Below are 15,675 nucleotides of genomic sequence, written 5' to 3'. Positions count from 1 at the left end.
GGGGCCGCGGCGGTCCGGATTCGCTCGACAGACCGCCCCCCGCGCTCTCCCACACACCGTCTGGTCCGCGCCGGCGCCCCGCCCCCCCCCCCCCCCCCCCCCCGCCACGGCGCCGTCACCGGCGTCGGTACGCGGGACACGAGGCTGTCCTCGCCCGGCCCCGCCGTGATCCCGTTCGCGCGGAGTCCCGCGGCGTCCGCGCGGGCCGGAGGGACGGGCTGGTCGGGAATGACGGCGAGCAGCAGCAGCTCCTCGACGGGATCCGGCGTCGCGGGGACGGCGAGGGCCGTACCGCCCGGACCGGCACCGGGGTCCGAGTCCTCGGCCGGGGCGTCCTCGGCGGGACGCCGGGTGCTGCCGATCTGCTCCGTCGTGAGGAGGATCAGACCGCCCGCGGCGACGACCCCGCAGGCCAGCGCGAGCAGGGTGCCCGTCTCGCCGTAGCGGAACGTCTCACCGAACATCGTGATGCCGACGGCGGCCGCGACGACCGGGTTCACGACCGTCAGCGTGGCCAGCGGCGCGGCGAGACCGCCGCCGCGGTAGGAGGCCTGCGACAGCAGCATTCCGGCCGTCGCGAAGACGCCGATGAGCGCGAGGCTCGGCAGGTCGGAGAGCGAGACGTGGTGTGCCCAGTCCACCGCGACCGTCTTGGTGAACACCGAGGACATGCTGAAGGCCGTGCCCGACCCCACCGCGAGCAGCACGCTGCGTACGGCCGGGTGCCGGTGCGCGGCGCGACCCGCGACCATGAACGCCACCACCGCTCCGCCGGCCACCACGGCCAGCACCGTGCGCTGGGTGGTGGTCAGGGACTGCGCGTCGGCCGAGCCGACCAGCGCGAGCAGCACCGCGAGACCCACCGTGGCCATGATCGCGCCCCGCCAGGCGGTCGCCCCGGCCCTGCGGCCCACGAAGAGCGCGGCCATGGGCAGGGCGAACACGATGGTGAGCGCGCCCAGCGGCTGCACCAGGCTCAGCGGGCCGTAGGCGAGCGCCACCACGTGCAGCACGCCGCCGAGGCCGGTCAGGGCGACGGCCGCCCACCAGCCGGGACGGCGCAGCGGGGCGTACGTCTGCTCGGGAGAGGTCAGCGCGACCTGCTCCTGCACGATCGCGCCGCCCGCGTACGCGACGGCGGAGACGAACGAGAGCAGGACGGACAGCGCGAGCGCGCTCATGAGTCCCTCCTCTGCGTGCGGCGTGGGCGCGGTGCCCGGCACGGCGAACGATCGGCCTTCATGGTGACTACGATCCCCCGTTCGGCCCTCCGCGTCGTCGTACCTGAGCAGGCAATGCGTACTACTGCCGATGGAGTACGACACGCGCCTTGTCCTCCCCTGGGTGGGCGACACAAGGGGGAGCCCCGGCGGTGGAATCCCCTAGGGGGCTTGGTACTACTGCTTTTCGTGGACCTCGACCCCGATCTCGCGGCGCTCGACGCGCTCGGCGGCTTCTCCGTACTACGCACCGGCGTGCCGCCGCACGGGCCGCTGCCGACCCTCGCCCGGGCCTACGAGGCGCCGGAAGTCGATCACCCCGGAGAGGTTTACGGAGATCCCATGATTTTCCGTGTGCGGAAGGTCGCGGAGGGTCTGCGGGCTCCTGAGCCCCGGATCGCGGTGTCCGTGGCGCAGCAGGCGCTCGCGGCCCGGCTCTGGTCGATCGCGCTGGGCGCCGCCGCGGTGTACGGGCGGTTGCCCGACCTCGATCCGCGACTGCTGCGCTGGGACCCGGACGGCAGCGCTCCGGACGACCTGTGGCTGTCCGAGGTGCGCGCCGTGCCCGCGCACGCGATCGGGACGGTCGTACGCGACGGCCATCTGGCCCCCCTGGAGGCCGCCCTGCGGTCCCGGTACCGCGTCTCACCGGGCCTGCTGCGGGGAAACGCGGCCTCGGCCCTGGCGGGCGCCTGGCGCCAGCTGGACCGCTGGGCCCGCGCCCACGGCCGCGCCGACGTGGCCGAGCGGGCCCGCACCCTGACCGTCGGGCTCCTCTCCGGGCCCGGTCTGGCCGGCACCCTCGACCCCCGAACGCTGCGCCGCCGCAGCTGCTGCCTCTACTACCGCCTTCCCGGCGGCGGTCTCTGCGGTGACTGCTGCTTCGACCGTCCGCCGGGCCGGACCGCCGGCCGCCGGGGAACAAGCCCCCGTTCCTGAGGACCGTGGTCTTCCGCGCGCGCTCCTTGTGGGTGACCATGAGGGACACCGACCGGAACGACGGGGGGTTCTGTGTGCGAGTGGGACTGCTGACCCGGGAGTATCCGCCGGACGTGTACGGCGGCGCCGGCGTCCATGTCGAGTTCCTCGCCCGGGAGTTGCGTGCGCTCACCGAGCTGGACGTGCACTGCTGGGGCGAGGGCGCCGCGGGCGGCGTCGTGCGTCACCGGCCCTGGCCCTCGCTCGACGGCGCGAACGACGCCCTGCGCACGTTCTCGGTGGACCTCGCCATCGCCGCCGCCCTCGAAGGCCGCGAACTCGTCCACTCGCACACCTGGTACGCGAACCTCGCCGGCCACTTCGGCAAGCTGCTCCACGGCATCCCGCACGTCATGACCGCCCACTCCCTGGAGCCGCTGCGCCCCTGGAAGGCCGAACAGCTCGGCGGCGGTTACGCCCTCTCCAGCTGGGCCGAGCGCACCGCCATCGAGTCCGCCGACGCCGTCATCGCCGTCTCCGGTGCCATGCGCGAGGACATCCTGACCTGTTATCCGGCCCTGGACCCGGCGAAGGTGCGGGTCGTGCACAACGGCATCGACACCGCCCTCTACCGGCCGGATCCGGGCACCGACGTCCTCGACCGCATCGGAGTCGACTCCGGCCGCCCCTACGTGCTGTTCGTCGGCCGTATCACCCGGCAGAAGGGCGTGCCCCAACTCCTGCGCGCGGTGCGGGACATCGACCCGGCCGTGCAGGTGGTGCTGTGCGCGGGAGCCCCCGACACCCCCGAGATCGGCCGGGAGTTCCGTGAACTCTTCCAGGAGCTGAGCGGCGTCCGCGAGGGAGTGCACTGGATCCCGCAGATGCTGCCGCGCCCCGAAGTCATCCAACTCCTCACGCACGCGGCCGTGTTCGTCTGTCCCTCGGTCTACGAGCCGCTCGGCATCGTCAACCTGGAGGCGATGGCCTGCGGAACGGCCGTGGTCGCGTCCCGGGTCGGCGGCATCCCCGAGGTCGTCGAGGACGGGGTGACGGGCGTGCTGGTGACGGTCGATCAGGAATTCGAGGCCGCTCTGGCACGCGCCCTCGACTCGGTTCTCGCCGATCCTCTGGCCGCCCGGCGGATGGGCGAGGCCGGACAGGAGCGCGCGGTACGGGAGTTCGGCTGGGACGCGGTGGCCCGAAGGACCGTCCAGTTGTACGAGGAAGTCCTCAAAGCGGGGTAACCATCGGAGAGGCGTACTTCGGCAACAGGGGCCCGTCCGGCAACCGGACGCGGTCCGAGCGGGCGTAGAGGGGCGGCGGCATGCGGCGAACGGGACACCCCCTGGGCGAGTGGAGCCGGGACCTGGGGGAGGGGCCTTCCGTACTGGGAATCGTACTCGCGGGGGGAGAGGGCAAGCGTCTGATGCCCCTCACCGCGGACCGCGCGAAACCGGCGGTCACCTTCGGCGGGACCTACCGCCTGGTGGACTTCGTGCTCTCCAATCTCGTCAACGCGGACATCCTGCGCATCTGCGTCCTGACGCAGTACAAGTCGCACTCGCTGGACCGGCACGTGACGACGACCTGGCGGATGTCGAGCCTGCTCGGCAACTACGTCACGCCGGTCCCCGCCCAGCAGCGGCTCGGCCCGCGCTGGTACCTGGGCAGCGCGGACGCGATCCTCCAGTCACTCAACCTCGTGTACGACGAACGGCCCGACTACATCGCGGTGTTCGGCGCCGACCACGTCTACCGCATGGACCCGCGGCAGATGCTCGCCCAGCACATCGAGAGCGGCGCGGGTGTGACGGTGGCGGGGATACGGGTGCCGCGCACCGAGTCCTCCTCGTTCGGTGTCATCACCCCCGGCTCCGACGGCCAGACCGTGCGGGGCTTCCTGGAGAAGCCCGCCGACCCGCCGGGACTGCCCGACGACCCCGGCTGTGTCTTCGCCTCCATGGGCAACTACATCTTCACCACCAAGGCCCTGGTGGAGGCGCTCCAGCGGGACGCCGAGGACGAGCACTCCGTGCACGACATGGGCGGGTCGATCCTGCCCATGCTCACCGAGCGCGGCGAGGCGCGGCTCTACGACTTCAGCGAGAACCACGTCCCCGGGGAGACCACCGGGGACCAGGGGTACTGGCGCGACGTCGGGACGCTCGACGCGTACTACGACGCCCACATGGACCTGATCGCCGAACGCCCCGCCTTCAACCTCTACAACCGCAGGTGGCCCATCTACACGCACTCCGGGCAGCTCTCGCCGGCGAGATTCAGCACCGGGGGCATCGCGAGCGAGTCGATCGTCAGCGCGGGCTGTCTGATCCGGGGGCAGGTCACACGGTCGGTGCTGTCGCCGGGCGTCCTCGTCGACCCGGGCGCCGTCGTCCAGGGCTCGGTCCTGCACGACAACGTGCGCATAGGGCGTGGCGCGGTGGTGCGCGGCGCGGTGCTCGACAAGAACGTCGAGGTGCCCCCGGGCGCGACGATCGGCGTGAACCCGGAGCGGGACGCGGAGCTGTACACGGTCTCCGGGAACGGGGTGATCGCGCTCGGGAAGGGCCGGCTCGTGCCGTAGACCCGGCCGGCCGCCCGGTCCGGCGCCGAGGTCGCGGACCGTCCGGAAATCCGGCCGATCCTCGTACGGCCGTACGGTTTTGATGCCCCGTACGGCCGTGCGCGGCGAGCGCTTCGCATGGGCGTACGGATCAGGTCCCTGCCGCCGCGCGCGCCCTTCGTGCGACGCGTTCACTCTCGGCGCTGAGCCGTCCGGCTGGGGTTCTGGGGGCTCTCCGGGACCTCTGGGTCCGAACCGACCTCAAGTGCCCCTTGTGTCCCACCCCTCTTCCAGGGGCCGGGCTTAATCTGCTGTTAACTGTGCGTAGCTTGATCGTACTTGACCGTAATCGCCTCTCGGGGTTTGACTGCTTGCTCAACCGTCGTCGACGCGAGAGCAAGCCCTTGACTTCCGATCTCCTCGCACCACTCGACCTGGCGTTCTGGAACATCGAGTCCGCCCAGCACCCGATGCACCTCGGTGCCCTCGGTGTCTTCACGGCGCATTCGCCCACCGCGGGCGCGCACGCCGCCGACCTGCTCGCGGCCCGCGCGGCCGGGGTCCCCGGGCTGCGCATGCGGATCCGCGACGTCTGGCAGCCTCTCGTCTACCCACCGACCTTCGGCAGCGCGACCCGGGAACCCGCACCGCACTTCGACCCGCTCGACCACGTACGGCTGCACGCGCCGACCACCGACTTCCACACGGCGGCGGGACGCCTCATGGAGCGCCCGCTGCTGCGCGGCAGGCCGCCCTGGGAGGCACATGTCCTGCCCGGCGAGGACGGCACCTCGTTCGCCGTGTTCTTCAAGTTCCACCACGCCCTGGCGGACGGGCTGCGGGCGCTGATGCTCGCCGCCGCCCTGATGGACCCGGTGGACATGCCCGAACCCCGCCCGCGGCCCGCGGAGCCGCCCCGGGCGCTCTTCCCGGACGTCCGCAAACTGCCCGGGCTGGTCCGCGGCACCCTCTCCGACGTGGGCCGCGCGCTGGACATCGGCACCTCGGTCGCCCGCGCCACCCTCGGCGTCCGCTCCTCACCCGCGCTGACCTCGCGGGCCACCGGCACCCGTCGCATCGCGGGTGTGTCCCTCGACCTGGACGACGTGCACCGCGTCCGCAAGAGTGTCGGCGGCACCGTCAACGACGTCCTGATCGCCGTCGTGGCGGGCGCCCTGCGCAACTGGCTCGACGAGCGCGGCGACGGCAGCGAGGGCGTGGCGCCCCGCGCGCTGATCCCGGTCTCCAGGCGCCGCCCGCGCACCGCCCACCCACAGGGCAACCGGCTCTCCGGTTACCTGATACGGCTTCCGGTGGACGACCCGGACCCGGTCGGCCGGCTGCGCGCGGTGCGGACGGCCATGGACCGCAACAAGGACGCGGGCCCCAACCGGGGAGCGGGCGCCGTGGCGCTGCTCGCGGACCACGTGCCACCGCTCGGCCACCGTCTCGGCGGCCCCGTCGTCGGCCAGGCGGCCCGGCTGCTCTTCGACATCCTCGTCACCAGCGTGCCGCTGCCCAGCCTCGGCCTGAAGCTCGGCGGCTGCCCGCTCGCCGAGGTCTATCCGCTCGCGCCGCTGGCCCGCGGCCAGGCGCTGGCGGTGGCGGTCTCGACGTTCCGCGGACGGGTCCACTACGGGCTCGTCGCCGACGCGGAGGCCGTGCCGGACCTGCACCGGCTGGCCCGCGCGCTGACCGAGGAGGTGGAGACACTGATCATCGCCTGCGGCGCCTGAGAGGCCGGTGATCACCGCGGGTTTGGCGCCTTGCCCCCTTGCTCCGTAAAATTCCGCCTTCGAAAGCGAGCGCGGTTCGAGCGCGGCGCGAAACCCCAGGAAGCGGCAACGGCGATGACGGTGACAGAGGACGGCCAGGCGGCTCTCGCCGTGGACACGGCAGAGGACGACCGGGCGGCTTCCGCCGTCGACGCGACGGCGGAGGCGTACGGGCCGGGCATCGACCCGCAGCGGCTGGCCGTCTGTCTGAGCGTGCTCGACGAGCTCGACCGGATCCACGTCGACCACCCCGACGCCATCGCCGTGCGCCGCGCCACCGCGGGCGTCTACCGCATGGTGAAGCAGCGCCGCCGCCAGGACCGCAGGGCCGCCAAGACGGCCCACGACAAGGCCGTGACCGAGTCCACCGCGACCGGTTCCGCCCAGCGCATCGACGACGAGACCGAGGGCATCCTGCCCTCGTCCGTCACCGAGGCCGGCGAGATCGCGGGGATACTCCAGCGCCCGCGCTCCTGCTACATCTGCAAGACGCGGTACGTCGAGGTCGACTACTTCTACCACCAGCTCTGCCAGAACTGCGCGGCCGAGAACCGGGCCCGCCGCGACGCCCGCACCGACCTCACCGGCAAGCGCGCGCTGCTCACCGGCGGCCGCGCCAAGATCGGCATGTACATCGCGCTGCGGCTGCTGCGCGACGGCGCCCACACCACCATCACCACCCGTTTCCCGAACGACGCGATCCGCCGCTTCAAGGCCATGCCCGACAGCGACGAGTGGATCGGCCGGCTGAAGATCGTCGGCATCGACCTGCGCGACCCGGCCCAGGTCGTCGCGCTCGCCGACTCCGTCGCCGCCGCGGGCCCGCTCGACATCCTGATCAACAACGCGGCCCAGACCGTACGCCGCTCGCCCCAGGCCTACGGCGAGCTGCTCGCCGCCGAGTCCGGTCCGCTGCCCGCCGGTGAGCTGCCGCCCGCCGAGGTCATCGGCACCTTCGGCTCCGGCGCGGTGGCCGCGCTCCCGGTCCCCGGCGGCGGCGCGCTGAGCGCGCAGGACGTCACGGACCTCGCGCTGGTGTCCGGATCCGCCTCGCTGGAGCGGATCGCGGCCGGTACGGCCATCGACGCCGGCGGACTCGTGCCCGACCTGCACGACACCAACAGCTGGATCCAGGCCGTCGAGGAGGTCACGCCGGTCGAGCTGCTCGAAGTGCAGCTCTGCAACTCCACCGCGCCGTTCATCCTGATCAGCCGCCTGCGCGCGGCGATGGCGGCGGCGCGGGCCGAGCGGACGTACATCGTGAACGTCTCCGCGATGGAGGGCGTCTTCAACCGCGGCTACAAGGGCGCCGGCCACCCGCACACCAACATGGCCAAGGCCGCCCTGAACATGCTCACGCGCACCAGTGCCCAGGAGATGTTCGAGAAGGACCGCATCCTGATGACCGCCGTCGACACCGGCTGGATCACCGACGAGCGTCCGCACCCCGACAAGATGCGCCTGGCCGACGCGGGCTTCCACGCCCCCCTCGACCTCGTCGACGGTGCGGCCCGGGTGTACGACCCGATCGTGCGCGGCGAGCAGGGCGAGGAGCTCTACGGCGTCTTCATGAAGGACTACGCGCCCGGCAAGTGGTAGTCCCTCCGGCAACGTGGGGTCCGGGCCGCGGGCGGCCACGGCGGCGGCCCGGCGGGCTCACGGCGCGCGTGGGTCCCAGCGTCCACCGTCCGGCGCGCGGCCGCGCAGACGGTCGTGCAGGGCGTGGCCGGCCCCGCGCGCGGCCCGGACCCGGGTCCCTCCGTCGACCAGCAGATCGGCGCCGGTGATCCACTCGGCGGCGTCGGAGGCCAGCCACACCACCGCTCGCGCGACGTCCTCGGGCCGCCCGATACGGCCCAGCGGGAGCCCGGCGCCGAGCTCGTCCTCGGAGTCCTCCCAGACGAAGCGGGCCATCTCGGTGCGGACGAGGCCGGGGGAGACGGAGTTGACCCGGACCCGCGGGGCCAGTTCGCCGGCGAGCTGCCGGGTCAGGTGCAGCAGGGCCGCCTTGCTGGTGCCGTACGCACCCACGTGCGGTCCCACGTGGTCCGCGCCCTCCGTGCACACGTTGACGATCGCACCGCCGTGCTCGCGCATCCAGCCGTGCCAGGCGTACTGTGCCAGCCGCAGCGCGGCCTCGACGTTGACGGTGAACGCCGTGCGCCAGCGGTCCGGGTCGACGTCCATGAGCGGGCCGTACGGCTGGTTGGTCGCCGCGTTGTTCACCACGAGGTCGACGCGCCCGAACTCGCGCAGCGTCAGCTCGGTCACCGCTCTCAGATGCGCCGGATCGGCGACCGAACCGGCGAGGGAGACCCCGCCGAGCCGCTCGGCGGCCCGGCCCACCGCGTCCGCGTCCCGGGCGGTCACACACACCCGTGCCCCAGCCCGCGCGAGCTCCTCGGCGACGGCCAGCCCGATCCCGCGCGAGGCCCCGGTGACGATGGCGGCCCTGCCCCGCAGTCCGTACGGCGACGTCATCCGCGTACCGTCTCATGACGGACCGTCAGTCGACAGCCCCCAGCCGGGAGTGCTGCGCCGCCACCAGCTCCACCACCGTGCGCCAGTCCTCCAGCACCCCGGCGTGGAGTCCGGCGACGCGGCCCCCGTCGCAGGCCTGGCGCAGGCTCAGCGCGTCGTCGGCGTCGCAGGGGTCCCGCCGGGTGCCCGAGCGGAGGCGTCCGAGGCGGGAGACGCGGTCGCCGAGCAGGGGGCCCACCAGGTCCGGTGCCAGCCCGGCGTGCGCGGTGGCGTCACCGGGGCGCAGCAGCTGGCCGATGCCGTGGACCAGGCCCGCCACCTGGAGTTCCTTGTCGGCCGGATGGCTCCGGCGCAGCAGGGCGGCGGTCTGCAGCGCGTGGTCGTGCACATCGACCGGGCCGCCGCTGCCGTCCGCGGTGTGCCGGGTGCCCCGGCAGGCGTGCAGCAGATCCATCAGCTCTTCGACGCTGCGCAGCTCCATGCGTCGGTCCTTCCGCGAGAAAAGCCGTTGCCGGGCGCCAGCACAGCATGGCCGGCTTGCGAACCGGCCAACGGGACCTGAACTGCGCGCCGTGTTCAGCGGTGGCCGTGCGGGTGGTCGTGCCCTCCATGACCCGGTTGCTCCGCCGCCCCCGGTGAGCCGCCCATCGTCCGCAGCATCGTGGGGCCGCCGGTGCGCAGGAAGCGCCACACCAGCGCCGCCGCGAGCAGCAGGAAGACGATGTTGAGCCAGGTCGTGTAGTCCCAGGAGACGCCTTCCATGGGAATCCGGGCGTCGGCCTGGTCGGGGACGAGCCCGAGGCCGCCGAAGAGGACCTCCACGACGTACCCGGCGAACACCATGGCCCCGTAGAAGGTGACCAGCAGGAAGGCCGTCATCCGCAGGCCGTAGTACTTCCGGTAGATGTTCAGGATCGGCAGGATCAGCAGGTCGGCGAAGACGAACGCGACGACGCCCCCGAAGCTGATGCCGCCCTTCCACAGCACGACGGCCAGCGGCACGTTCCCGATCGAGCAGACGAAGGAGGCGATCGCCACGAGCGGCCCGATCAGGGGCCCCACCAGCTTCGCGGCGAGCGGATGGCCGTCCAGGAAGAAGGAGCGCCAGAAGGAGTCGGGCACCCAGGCCGCGATGGCCCCCGCGATCAGCAGCCCGCCCACCAGGTCGCGCAGGATCGCCGCCCACTCCATGACGAACACGTGTGCGACCGAGGTGAAGCCCGCGCCGGAGAACAGCCGGCGTCCGAACGAGCCCTCGCCCCGTACCGACATGTCCATCGCCGCGTGGCCCTCCATGGACCCGGCGAGCCCCCGCTCCGCCTGTTGCCGGGCCTGCCGCAGCAGCGGCTCGCGCAGGAACATCCGGAAGAGCACCGCCAGCACCACGATCATGACCGGGCCACCGACGAACTCGGCGACGGTGAACTGCCAGCCCATCAACAGGGCGAGAATCACGCCGAGTTCGATCACGAGATTGGTCGAGGCGATCTCGAACGCCATCGCCGCGGTGAAGTTCGCGCCCTTGCGGAACAGGGAGCGCGCGAGGGCCACGGCCGCGTACGAGCAGGACGAGGACGCCGTGCCGAGCCCGGCGGCCAGGGCGAGCGTCCGCGGCCGGTCGTCACCGAGCAGCCGCGCGACCGTCGCCCTCCGCACCACCGCCTGGACCACGGCGGACAGGGCGAATCCGAGGATCAGCGCCCAGGCGATCTCCCAGGTCATGGACCCGGCGATGGACAGCGCGTGCAGGATCGCGTGCATCGGCTTGGCTCTCTCCCGGTGGGCGGCTTCCGCGGTGTCCGCGCGACTGTACCCCCTGGGGGTATCAATCGCGGAGTGTCGCGGCGGGTCGGCGGGGGTCCGTCCGCGTGTCGGTGGACTGTTCCGGGGGAGCGGTGCGTGCGCCCACTACGCCGAACGAGTGATGTGAAGGGGCGATATGTCCCCGAATAGACGCAGATCAGCGCCCGGGAGGCGTCGATCGACGCGAGACGGTTACCTCTTGTTTTCAGCCCCATAGAGCGGCCATCCGCTCATTTGGTTACCCTGTACCGACGGACAGCCTGAAGGGGTCCCACCCACACCCATGGTCCGTCCCGGGACAGCCGGTCACCACGGCCTGCTCTCACTCGAGTTACCGGCGCCACCGCGTCCCTAACTGCCTTCGACTCAGACCCGAGCGGGCGTCAGGCGGCCGGAAACATACTGGCCCCTGTACGTCCCGAGGGTGACCCGACACATAAGGAGTGCGCGGTGACACCGGAGAAGACGAATCGCGATCAACGCCCCAAGGAACGCGCGGAGCGGCGGCCCGAGAAGAAGCTGGGGAGCCTCGACGTGTGGGCCAGGTCCGCGCCGATCCGCCTCGCGGGTTACGAGGACGACCTCGCCGAGCCCCACATCCTGCCCAGCGTCGACTGACCGCCTCCGCGAGGAACCCCCTCGCGACAGCCGACGGCATGGGCGTGCCGGATGCACGCCCATGCCGATCGCGGAAACCGGGGCCGACGGCCGATGGCCGGTGACCGGCCTCGGATCCGGCGTCTCGGGCGCCCCGCCGCGGACCTCTCCCGATGTCACCGTGCCGAACGCCGTCCCGGCCACCGAGCCCGACGCCCACGAGTACCCCTGACGCGGGCGGCACGGACCGGCCTCAGTCCAGCGGCGCCGTCCGCCTCCACGGACGCAGCTCCTCCAACTGTCCCGCCAGCTCCAGCAGTTCCAGCTCGGAGCCGGGTCGCCCGACCAGCTGAACGGCGCACGGGGCGCCGCCCGGCAGGGTTCCGAACGGCACCGCCATCGCGGGCCACCCGGTGAGGTTCCAGGGCGGAGTCATCGGCGAGTAGCTCGTGTTGGCCAGCAGGTTGCGCAGCCACCCCCGCTCGTGCCAGGCCGCGGCGGCCGGACCCCGCCGGGCCAGCGCGGGGGTCAGCAGCACGTCGTGCTCCTCGAAGAACGGCGCCAGACGCGCGCGCAACTGCTCCCTCCGCTCACCGGTGCGCACACCGGCCACGAAGCGGCGGCCCACGGCGGCGTGCGTCCGCGTGCGGCGGGTGAGCCGACGCGGGTCGAGGTCCGCGGCGTCCACCGCGGTCCCCGCCGTCCAGTGCGCGAGCGAGGTGGTGCCCAGCCAGAGCGGGTACGAAGGGTCGGCGGCCCGTACCTGGTGCCCCGCCCCGGCCAGCAGCCCGGCCGCCTCCCGGGCCGCCGCCGCGTAGGGGCGGCCGACGGTCACCCCGGCCAGGGGACTGCGCACGGAGACCGCCACCTTCCGGACGAGGTTCCCCGAGGGCCGTACCGCCTCGATGTCCGCGAGAACCGCCAGCATCAGCCGCGCGTCCGCCACGGTGGTGGCGAGCGGCCCGTTCTCCGACATGCCGAACCAGTCGCCGTGACCGATACCGGCCGGCACCGTGCCGTGGCCCGGCTTCAGCCCGACCAGACCGCAGTTGGCCGCCGGAATGCGCAGCGACCCCATCCCGTCGTTGCCCAGTGCGAGGGGCACCATCCCGGCGGCGACGGCGGCCGCGCTGCCGCCCGAGGAGCCGCCGGCCGTGCGCGAGGTGTCCCACGGGTTGCGGGCGATGCCGTACACGCTGTCCGAGGTGCCGAAGACGCAGAGCTCGGGCACGTTCGTCAGGCCCACCACCACGGCGCCCGCCGCGCGCAGCCGCGCCACGGTGACATGGTCCTCTCCGGCGGCGACGTCCGAGGTGGCGGCCGACCCCTGTCGGCAGGACTCGCCGTGCACCGGCAGGTTGTCCTTGACCGCCACCGGCACGCCCGCGAGGGGGAGCCCGGCCAGGTCCGGACGGGCGGCCAGCGCGTCGGCCTCCGCGAGGGCCGCCTCGGACCGTACGAGCCGGAAGGCGCCGACGCGGGCGTCGAGCCGCTCGATCCGGGCGAGGTGTTCGGCCACCACGGCTCGGGGGGTGATCCGCTTCTCGCGGACGGCCGCGGCGATCTCGGTGGCGGTCCGGCCGGCCCAACTGGTCACGGGTGCTCCTCGGGGGCAGGGAACTACTGGTGAGTACGAGGAGCACTGTGCCGGGATGCGGGGGGTCGCGTCGAGGGCCGCCGCGCGGGGACATTCACCCCGGCTCTCCTGGGCCTTTCACCCGGCGGTCGGCCGGCGGTCCTCGCAAGATGCCGTGTCATCCGACCACTACGGCAAGTTCCGTTCCTCCAGGCCTCGTTGACACTCATCGGAACCCGTCTCATCATCAGACATCCGATGAATTGGAGCCGCTCATGAGTACGTATCCAAGACGTCAGGTTCTGGGAGCCACCGCGGCCGTTGCCGCCGCCACGGCTCTTCCGCTCACCGCCGCGACCGGGGCGCGGGCCGCCGAACCGGCCGAGGGGCCGGCGCCGCAGTGGGTTCCCGTCCCCGCCCCGCTTCCCGTACCGCTCGACGCCCACTTCGACAACGACGGCGTCGACCGCGCGACCGCCCCCGGCGGCGACTTCGACGGTTCGGGCTACACCTTCCCCGGAGAGGAACTGCCCGAGGGCCCGGTCGAGGTGGACGGCATCGCGTTCCTCTTCCCGTCCTCCGCCGCGGGCGCCGGGAACAACGTGGTCGCCCTCGGCCAGCGCATCGACCTCCCCCGGGGCCGTTATCTCTCGGCCCTGTTCCTCACGGCGGGCAGCTACGGCGACGCATCCGGCACGGTCACCGTGCACTACGCCGACGGTTCGGCGACGACCGCCGGACTCGGCGGCGCCGACTGGTACGCGACGGGCGGCTCGCTCTCCGCCCCGTACCGCTACCGGCCGGACGGCGGCAAGGACGAGCACAGCGTCGGGATCGGCACGGCGGAGGTCTGGATCGACCCGCGGCGCGAGGCGGTCGCCCTCACCCTGCCGACCACCCGGCCGGCCGAGGAGAACCAGACCTCGCTGCACGTCTTCGCGCTGTCCCTCCAACCGGTCGCCCAGGGGCGGGCGTTGGCCCTGCGTGACGCGCACTCCACCTTCTCGCTGCTGGAGTCGACCGGCGCGCAGAGCGTGGAGGCCACCGTCGTCAACGCGGGAACGGTCGCCGTCCTCGCTGGTGACCGGGTGACGGTCGGCGTCGAGGTCCCCGGGGCCCGCACGGTCGAGCCCGCGCGTGTGACCCGCCTCGACCCCGGCGAGCAGGCGCGGGTCCGTGTCGGCATCCGCAACCGCGTGGGCACGGCACCCGGCACCGCGCGCGAGGGGACGGTGGTCGCCGAAGGCCGCGGCCGGCGGGCGGCCGCCTCCCGTCGCACCCTGACCCTCGGCGTGCCGGACTACCGCCCCACCGAGGAGTCCCTCGCCGGCCACCAGGCCCCGTACTGGTTCCACCGCGCCAAGTTCGGCATCTTCATCCACTGGGGCGTCTACTCGGTGCCCGCCTGGTCACCGGTGGGCGAACAGTACGCCGAGTGGTATTGGAACCACCTCCAGAGCCCGGACAACGCGGTGTACGCCTACCACCGGGAGAAGTACGGCGAGGACTTCGCCTACGACGACTTCATCCCGATGTTCACGGCCGAACGCTTCGATCCGCGCGCCTGGGTGGAGTTGTTCCGGGACGCCGGAGCCCAGTACCACGTCCTCACCGCCAAGCACCACGAGGGCTTCGCCCTGTGGGACACCAGGGTCGCCGACCGCAACTCCGTGAAGATGGGCCCGGGACGCGACTTGGTACGCGAACTCTTCGACGCCTCGCGGCGGTTCACACCCGAGCTGCACCGCGGCCTGTACTTCTCCATGCCCGAGTGGTTCAACCCCGACAACCCCTGGTCGGGCCACGCCCCGCGCAACCCGTACACCGGGGAGCCGGTGCCGTACACCGGATACACCGCGGGCAAGGACTATGTGAAGGACTACCAGGCCGCGCAGATGCTGGAACTGATCCACGGCTACGACCCGTCCGTCATCTGGTGCGACATCGGCGGCGCCAACGACAGCCTGCGGGTGCTCTCCGAGTACTTCAACCACGGCAAGAACCGGCCGCAGCCCTACGAGGTGACCGTCAACAACCGCTCGGGCATCGGCTTCCACGACTTCACGACCCCGGAGTACACGACCTACGCGAACACCGTCGTCGCCAAGTGGGAGTCCAGCCGGGGCCTCGACCCGTTCAGCTACGGCTACAACCGGGCCACGCCCGACGCCGCCTACATGACCGCCGAGGAAGTGGTCCGCAGTCTGGTCGACATCGTCTCCAAGAACGGCAACCTCCTGCTCGACATCGGGCCGCGCGCCGACGGCACCATTCCGGAGATCATGCAGACCCGGCTGCGCGAGACCGGCCGGTGGCTGAAGGTCAACGGCGAGGCGATCTACGGCACGACGTACTGGTCGCGGATGGCGCAGCTCGGTGAGGACCTGCGGTTCACCGTGCGGCAGAACGAGGCCTTCTACATCCACTCGCTGGCCGCGCCCGGCGCCACCCTCACCGTCGAGGCGCCGGTGCCGGTCCGGCCCGGCGACCGGGTGACCCTGCTCGGCCACGACCGGCCGCTCAACTGGACCGTGCGGAACGGGGCCTTGGTGATCGACGTGCCGAAGGCCGCCCGCAGGTCCGGCCGGTACGTCTGGGTGTTCAAGGTGGAGTGGCGCGACTGACGTCCGTGCCGTGGGGGGGGGGGGGGCGGGCGGCGGGCGCCCCCCCCGCGCCCGCCCCCCCCCCCCCCCCCCCCCGCCCCCCCCGGCGCGGGGGCGCGCCCCCCCGCCCCGCCCC

Annotated in this window: 13 protein-coding genes; 8 read left to right on the top strand and 5 right to left on the bottom strand. The window is 72.7% G+C overall.

Annotated features, from left to right (window positions below; all coding sequences use genetic code 11):
• Positions 1 to 1,181: DMT family transporter (locus ACFV2J_RS32115; protein WP_385441912.1), on the bottom strand; the 1,181-nt coding region annotated here is incomplete at its 3' end.
• Between the two features lie 210 nt (positions 1,182 to 1,391).
• Between ACFV2J_RS32115 and ACFV2J_RS32110 the strand changes: the two genes are divergently transcribed.
• The 5 genes from ACFV2J_RS32110 (at position 1,392) to ACFV2J_RS32090 (ending at position 8,078) form a co-directional block, all read left to right on the top strand.
• Entirely contained in the window at positions 1,392 to 2,159 is a 768-nt protein-coding gene (locus tag ACFV2J_RS32110; RefSeq protein WP_385088138.1) for a (2Fe-2S)-binding protein, read from the top strand.
• 74 nt (positions 2,160 to 2,233) lie between these two features.
• Positions 2,234 to 3,385: a glycogen synthase gene (gene glgA / locus ACFV2J_RS32105; protein WP_385088142.1), complete on the top strand. Its 1,152-nt coding sequence runs from the start codon at positions 2,234 to 2,236 to the stop codon at positions 3,383 to 3,385.
• Positions 3,386 to 3,465: 80 nt separating this feature from the next.
• Positions 3,466 to 4,725: a glucose-1-phosphate adenylyltransferase gene (glgC, locus tag ACFV2J_RS32100; protein ID WP_385088136.1), complete on the top strand. Its 1,260-nt coding sequence runs from the start codon at positions 3,466 to 3,468 to the stop codon at positions 4,723 to 4,725.
• A 383-nt stretch (positions 4,726 to 5,108) separates the two neighbouring features.
• Entirely contained in the window at positions 5,109 to 6,440 is a 1,332-nt protein-coding gene (locus ACFV2J_RS32095; RefSeq protein ID WP_385088134.1) for a wax ester/triacylglycerol synthase family O-acyltransferase, read from the top strand.
• Between the two features lie 114 nt (positions 6,441 to 6,554).
• Positions 6,555 to 8,078: an SDR family NAD(P)-dependent oxidoreductase gene (locus ACFV2J_RS32090; RefSeq protein ID WP_385441908.1), complete on the top strand. Its 1,524-nt coding sequence runs from the start codon at positions 6,555 to 6,557 to the stop codon at positions 8,076 to 8,078.
• A gap of 57 nt (positions 8,079 to 8,135) precedes the next feature.
• On the opposite strand, the gene ACFV2J_RS32085 is transcribed toward ACFV2J_RS32090, so the two are convergent.
• The 3 genes from ACFV2J_RS32085 to ACFV2J_RS32075 form a co-directional block, all read right to left on the bottom strand.
• Positions 8,136 to 8,960: an SDR family oxidoreductase gene (locus tag ACFV2J_RS32085; protein WP_385088130.1), complete on the bottom strand. Its 825-nt coding sequence runs from the start codon at positions 8,958 to 8,960 to the stop codon at positions 8,136 to 8,138.
• 25 nt (positions 8,961 to 8,985) lie between these two features.
• Positions 8,986 to 9,441 carry a hypothetical protein gene (locus tag ACFV2J_RS32080; RefSeq protein ID WP_385088128.1) on the bottom strand — a complete coding sequence of 152 codons (456 nt, stop codon included), beginning with the start codon at positions 9,439 to 9,441 and terminating at the stop codon, positions 8,986 to 8,988.
• Between the two features lie 95 nt (positions 9,442 to 9,536).
• Positions 9,537 to 10,721, bottom strand: a complete 1,185-nt coding sequence (locus ACFV2J_RS32075) for a permease (RefSeq protein WP_385088126.1) — start codon at positions 10,719 to 10,721, stop codon at positions 9,537 to 9,539.
• A gap of 492 nt (positions 10,722 to 11,213) precedes the next feature.
• Between ACFV2J_RS32075 and ACFV2J_RS32070 the strand changes: the two genes are divergently transcribed.
• Together ACFV2J_RS32070 and ACFV2J_RS32065 are read left to right on the top strand one after the other, a co-directional pair.
• Entirely contained in the window at positions 11,214 to 11,381 is a 168-nt protein-coding gene (locus tag ACFV2J_RS32070; RefSeq protein WP_385088124.1) for a hypothetical protein, read from the top strand.
• A gap of 61 nt (positions 11,382 to 11,442) precedes the next feature.
• The gene (locus tag ACFV2J_RS32065) at positions 11,443 to 11,592 is read left to right on the top strand and encodes a hypothetical protein (RefSeq protein WP_385088122.1); all 150 of its coding nucleotides are present in this window, start codon (positions 11,443 to 11,445) and stop codon (positions 11,590 to 11,592) included.
• Between the two features lie 21 nt (positions 11,593 to 11,613).
• Here ACFV2J_RS32065 and ACFV2J_RS32060 read toward each other — a convergent pair whose 3' ends face one another.
• Entirely contained in the window at positions 11,614 to 12,957 is a 1,344-nt protein-coding gene (locus ACFV2J_RS32060; RefSeq protein ID WP_385088120.1) for an amidase, read from the bottom strand.
• Positions 12,958 to 13,211: 254 nt separating this feature from the next.
• Between ACFV2J_RS32060 and ACFV2J_RS32055 the strand changes: the two genes are divergently transcribed.
• Entirely contained in the window at positions 13,212 to 15,560 is a 2,349-nt protein-coding gene (locus ACFV2J_RS32055) for an alpha-L-fucosidase (protein WP_385088118.1), read from the top strand.
• The last annotated feature ends 115 nt before the right edge of the window (positions 15,561 to 15,675 follow it).

It is taken from the genome of Streptomyces sp. NPDC059668, from assembly GCF_042734135.1.
GTDB lineage: Bacteria > Actinomycetota > Actinomycetes > Streptomycetales > Streptomycetaceae > Streptomyces.
This window is presented reverse-complemented; position numbering and strand designations above follow the sequence as displayed.

Bases quoted from the DNA above. Each gene is read 5' to 3' on its own strand.
- glgC (WP_385088136.1), top strand. From the start codon at position 3,466: ATGCGGCGAACGGGACACCCCCTGGGCGAGTGGAGCCGGGACCTGGGG.
- ACFV2J_RS32090 (WP_385441908.1), top strand. From the start codon at position 6,555: ATGACGGTGACAGAGGACGGCCAGGCGGCTCTCGCCGTGGACACGGCA.
- ACFV2J_RS32085 (WP_385088130.1), bottom strand. From the start codon at position 8,960: ATGACGTCGCCGTACGGACTGCGGGGCAGGGCCGCCATCGTCACCGGG.
- ACFV2J_RS32080 (WP_385088128.1), bottom strand. From the start codon at position 9,441: ATGGAGCTGCGCAGCGTCGAAGAGCTGATGGATCTGCTGCACGCCTGC.
- ACFV2J_RS32075 (WP_385088126.1), bottom strand. From the start codon at position 10,721: ATGCACGCGATCCTGCACGCGCTGTCCATCGCCGGGTCCATGACCTGG.
- ACFV2J_RS32065 (WP_385088122.1), top strand. From the start codon at position 11,443: ATGCCGATCGCGGAAACCGGGGCCGACGGCCGATGGCCGGTGACCGGC.
- ACFV2J_RS32055 (WP_385088118.1), top strand. From the start codon at position 13,212: ATGAGTACGTATCCAAGACGTCAGGTTCTGGGAGCCACCGCGGCCGTT.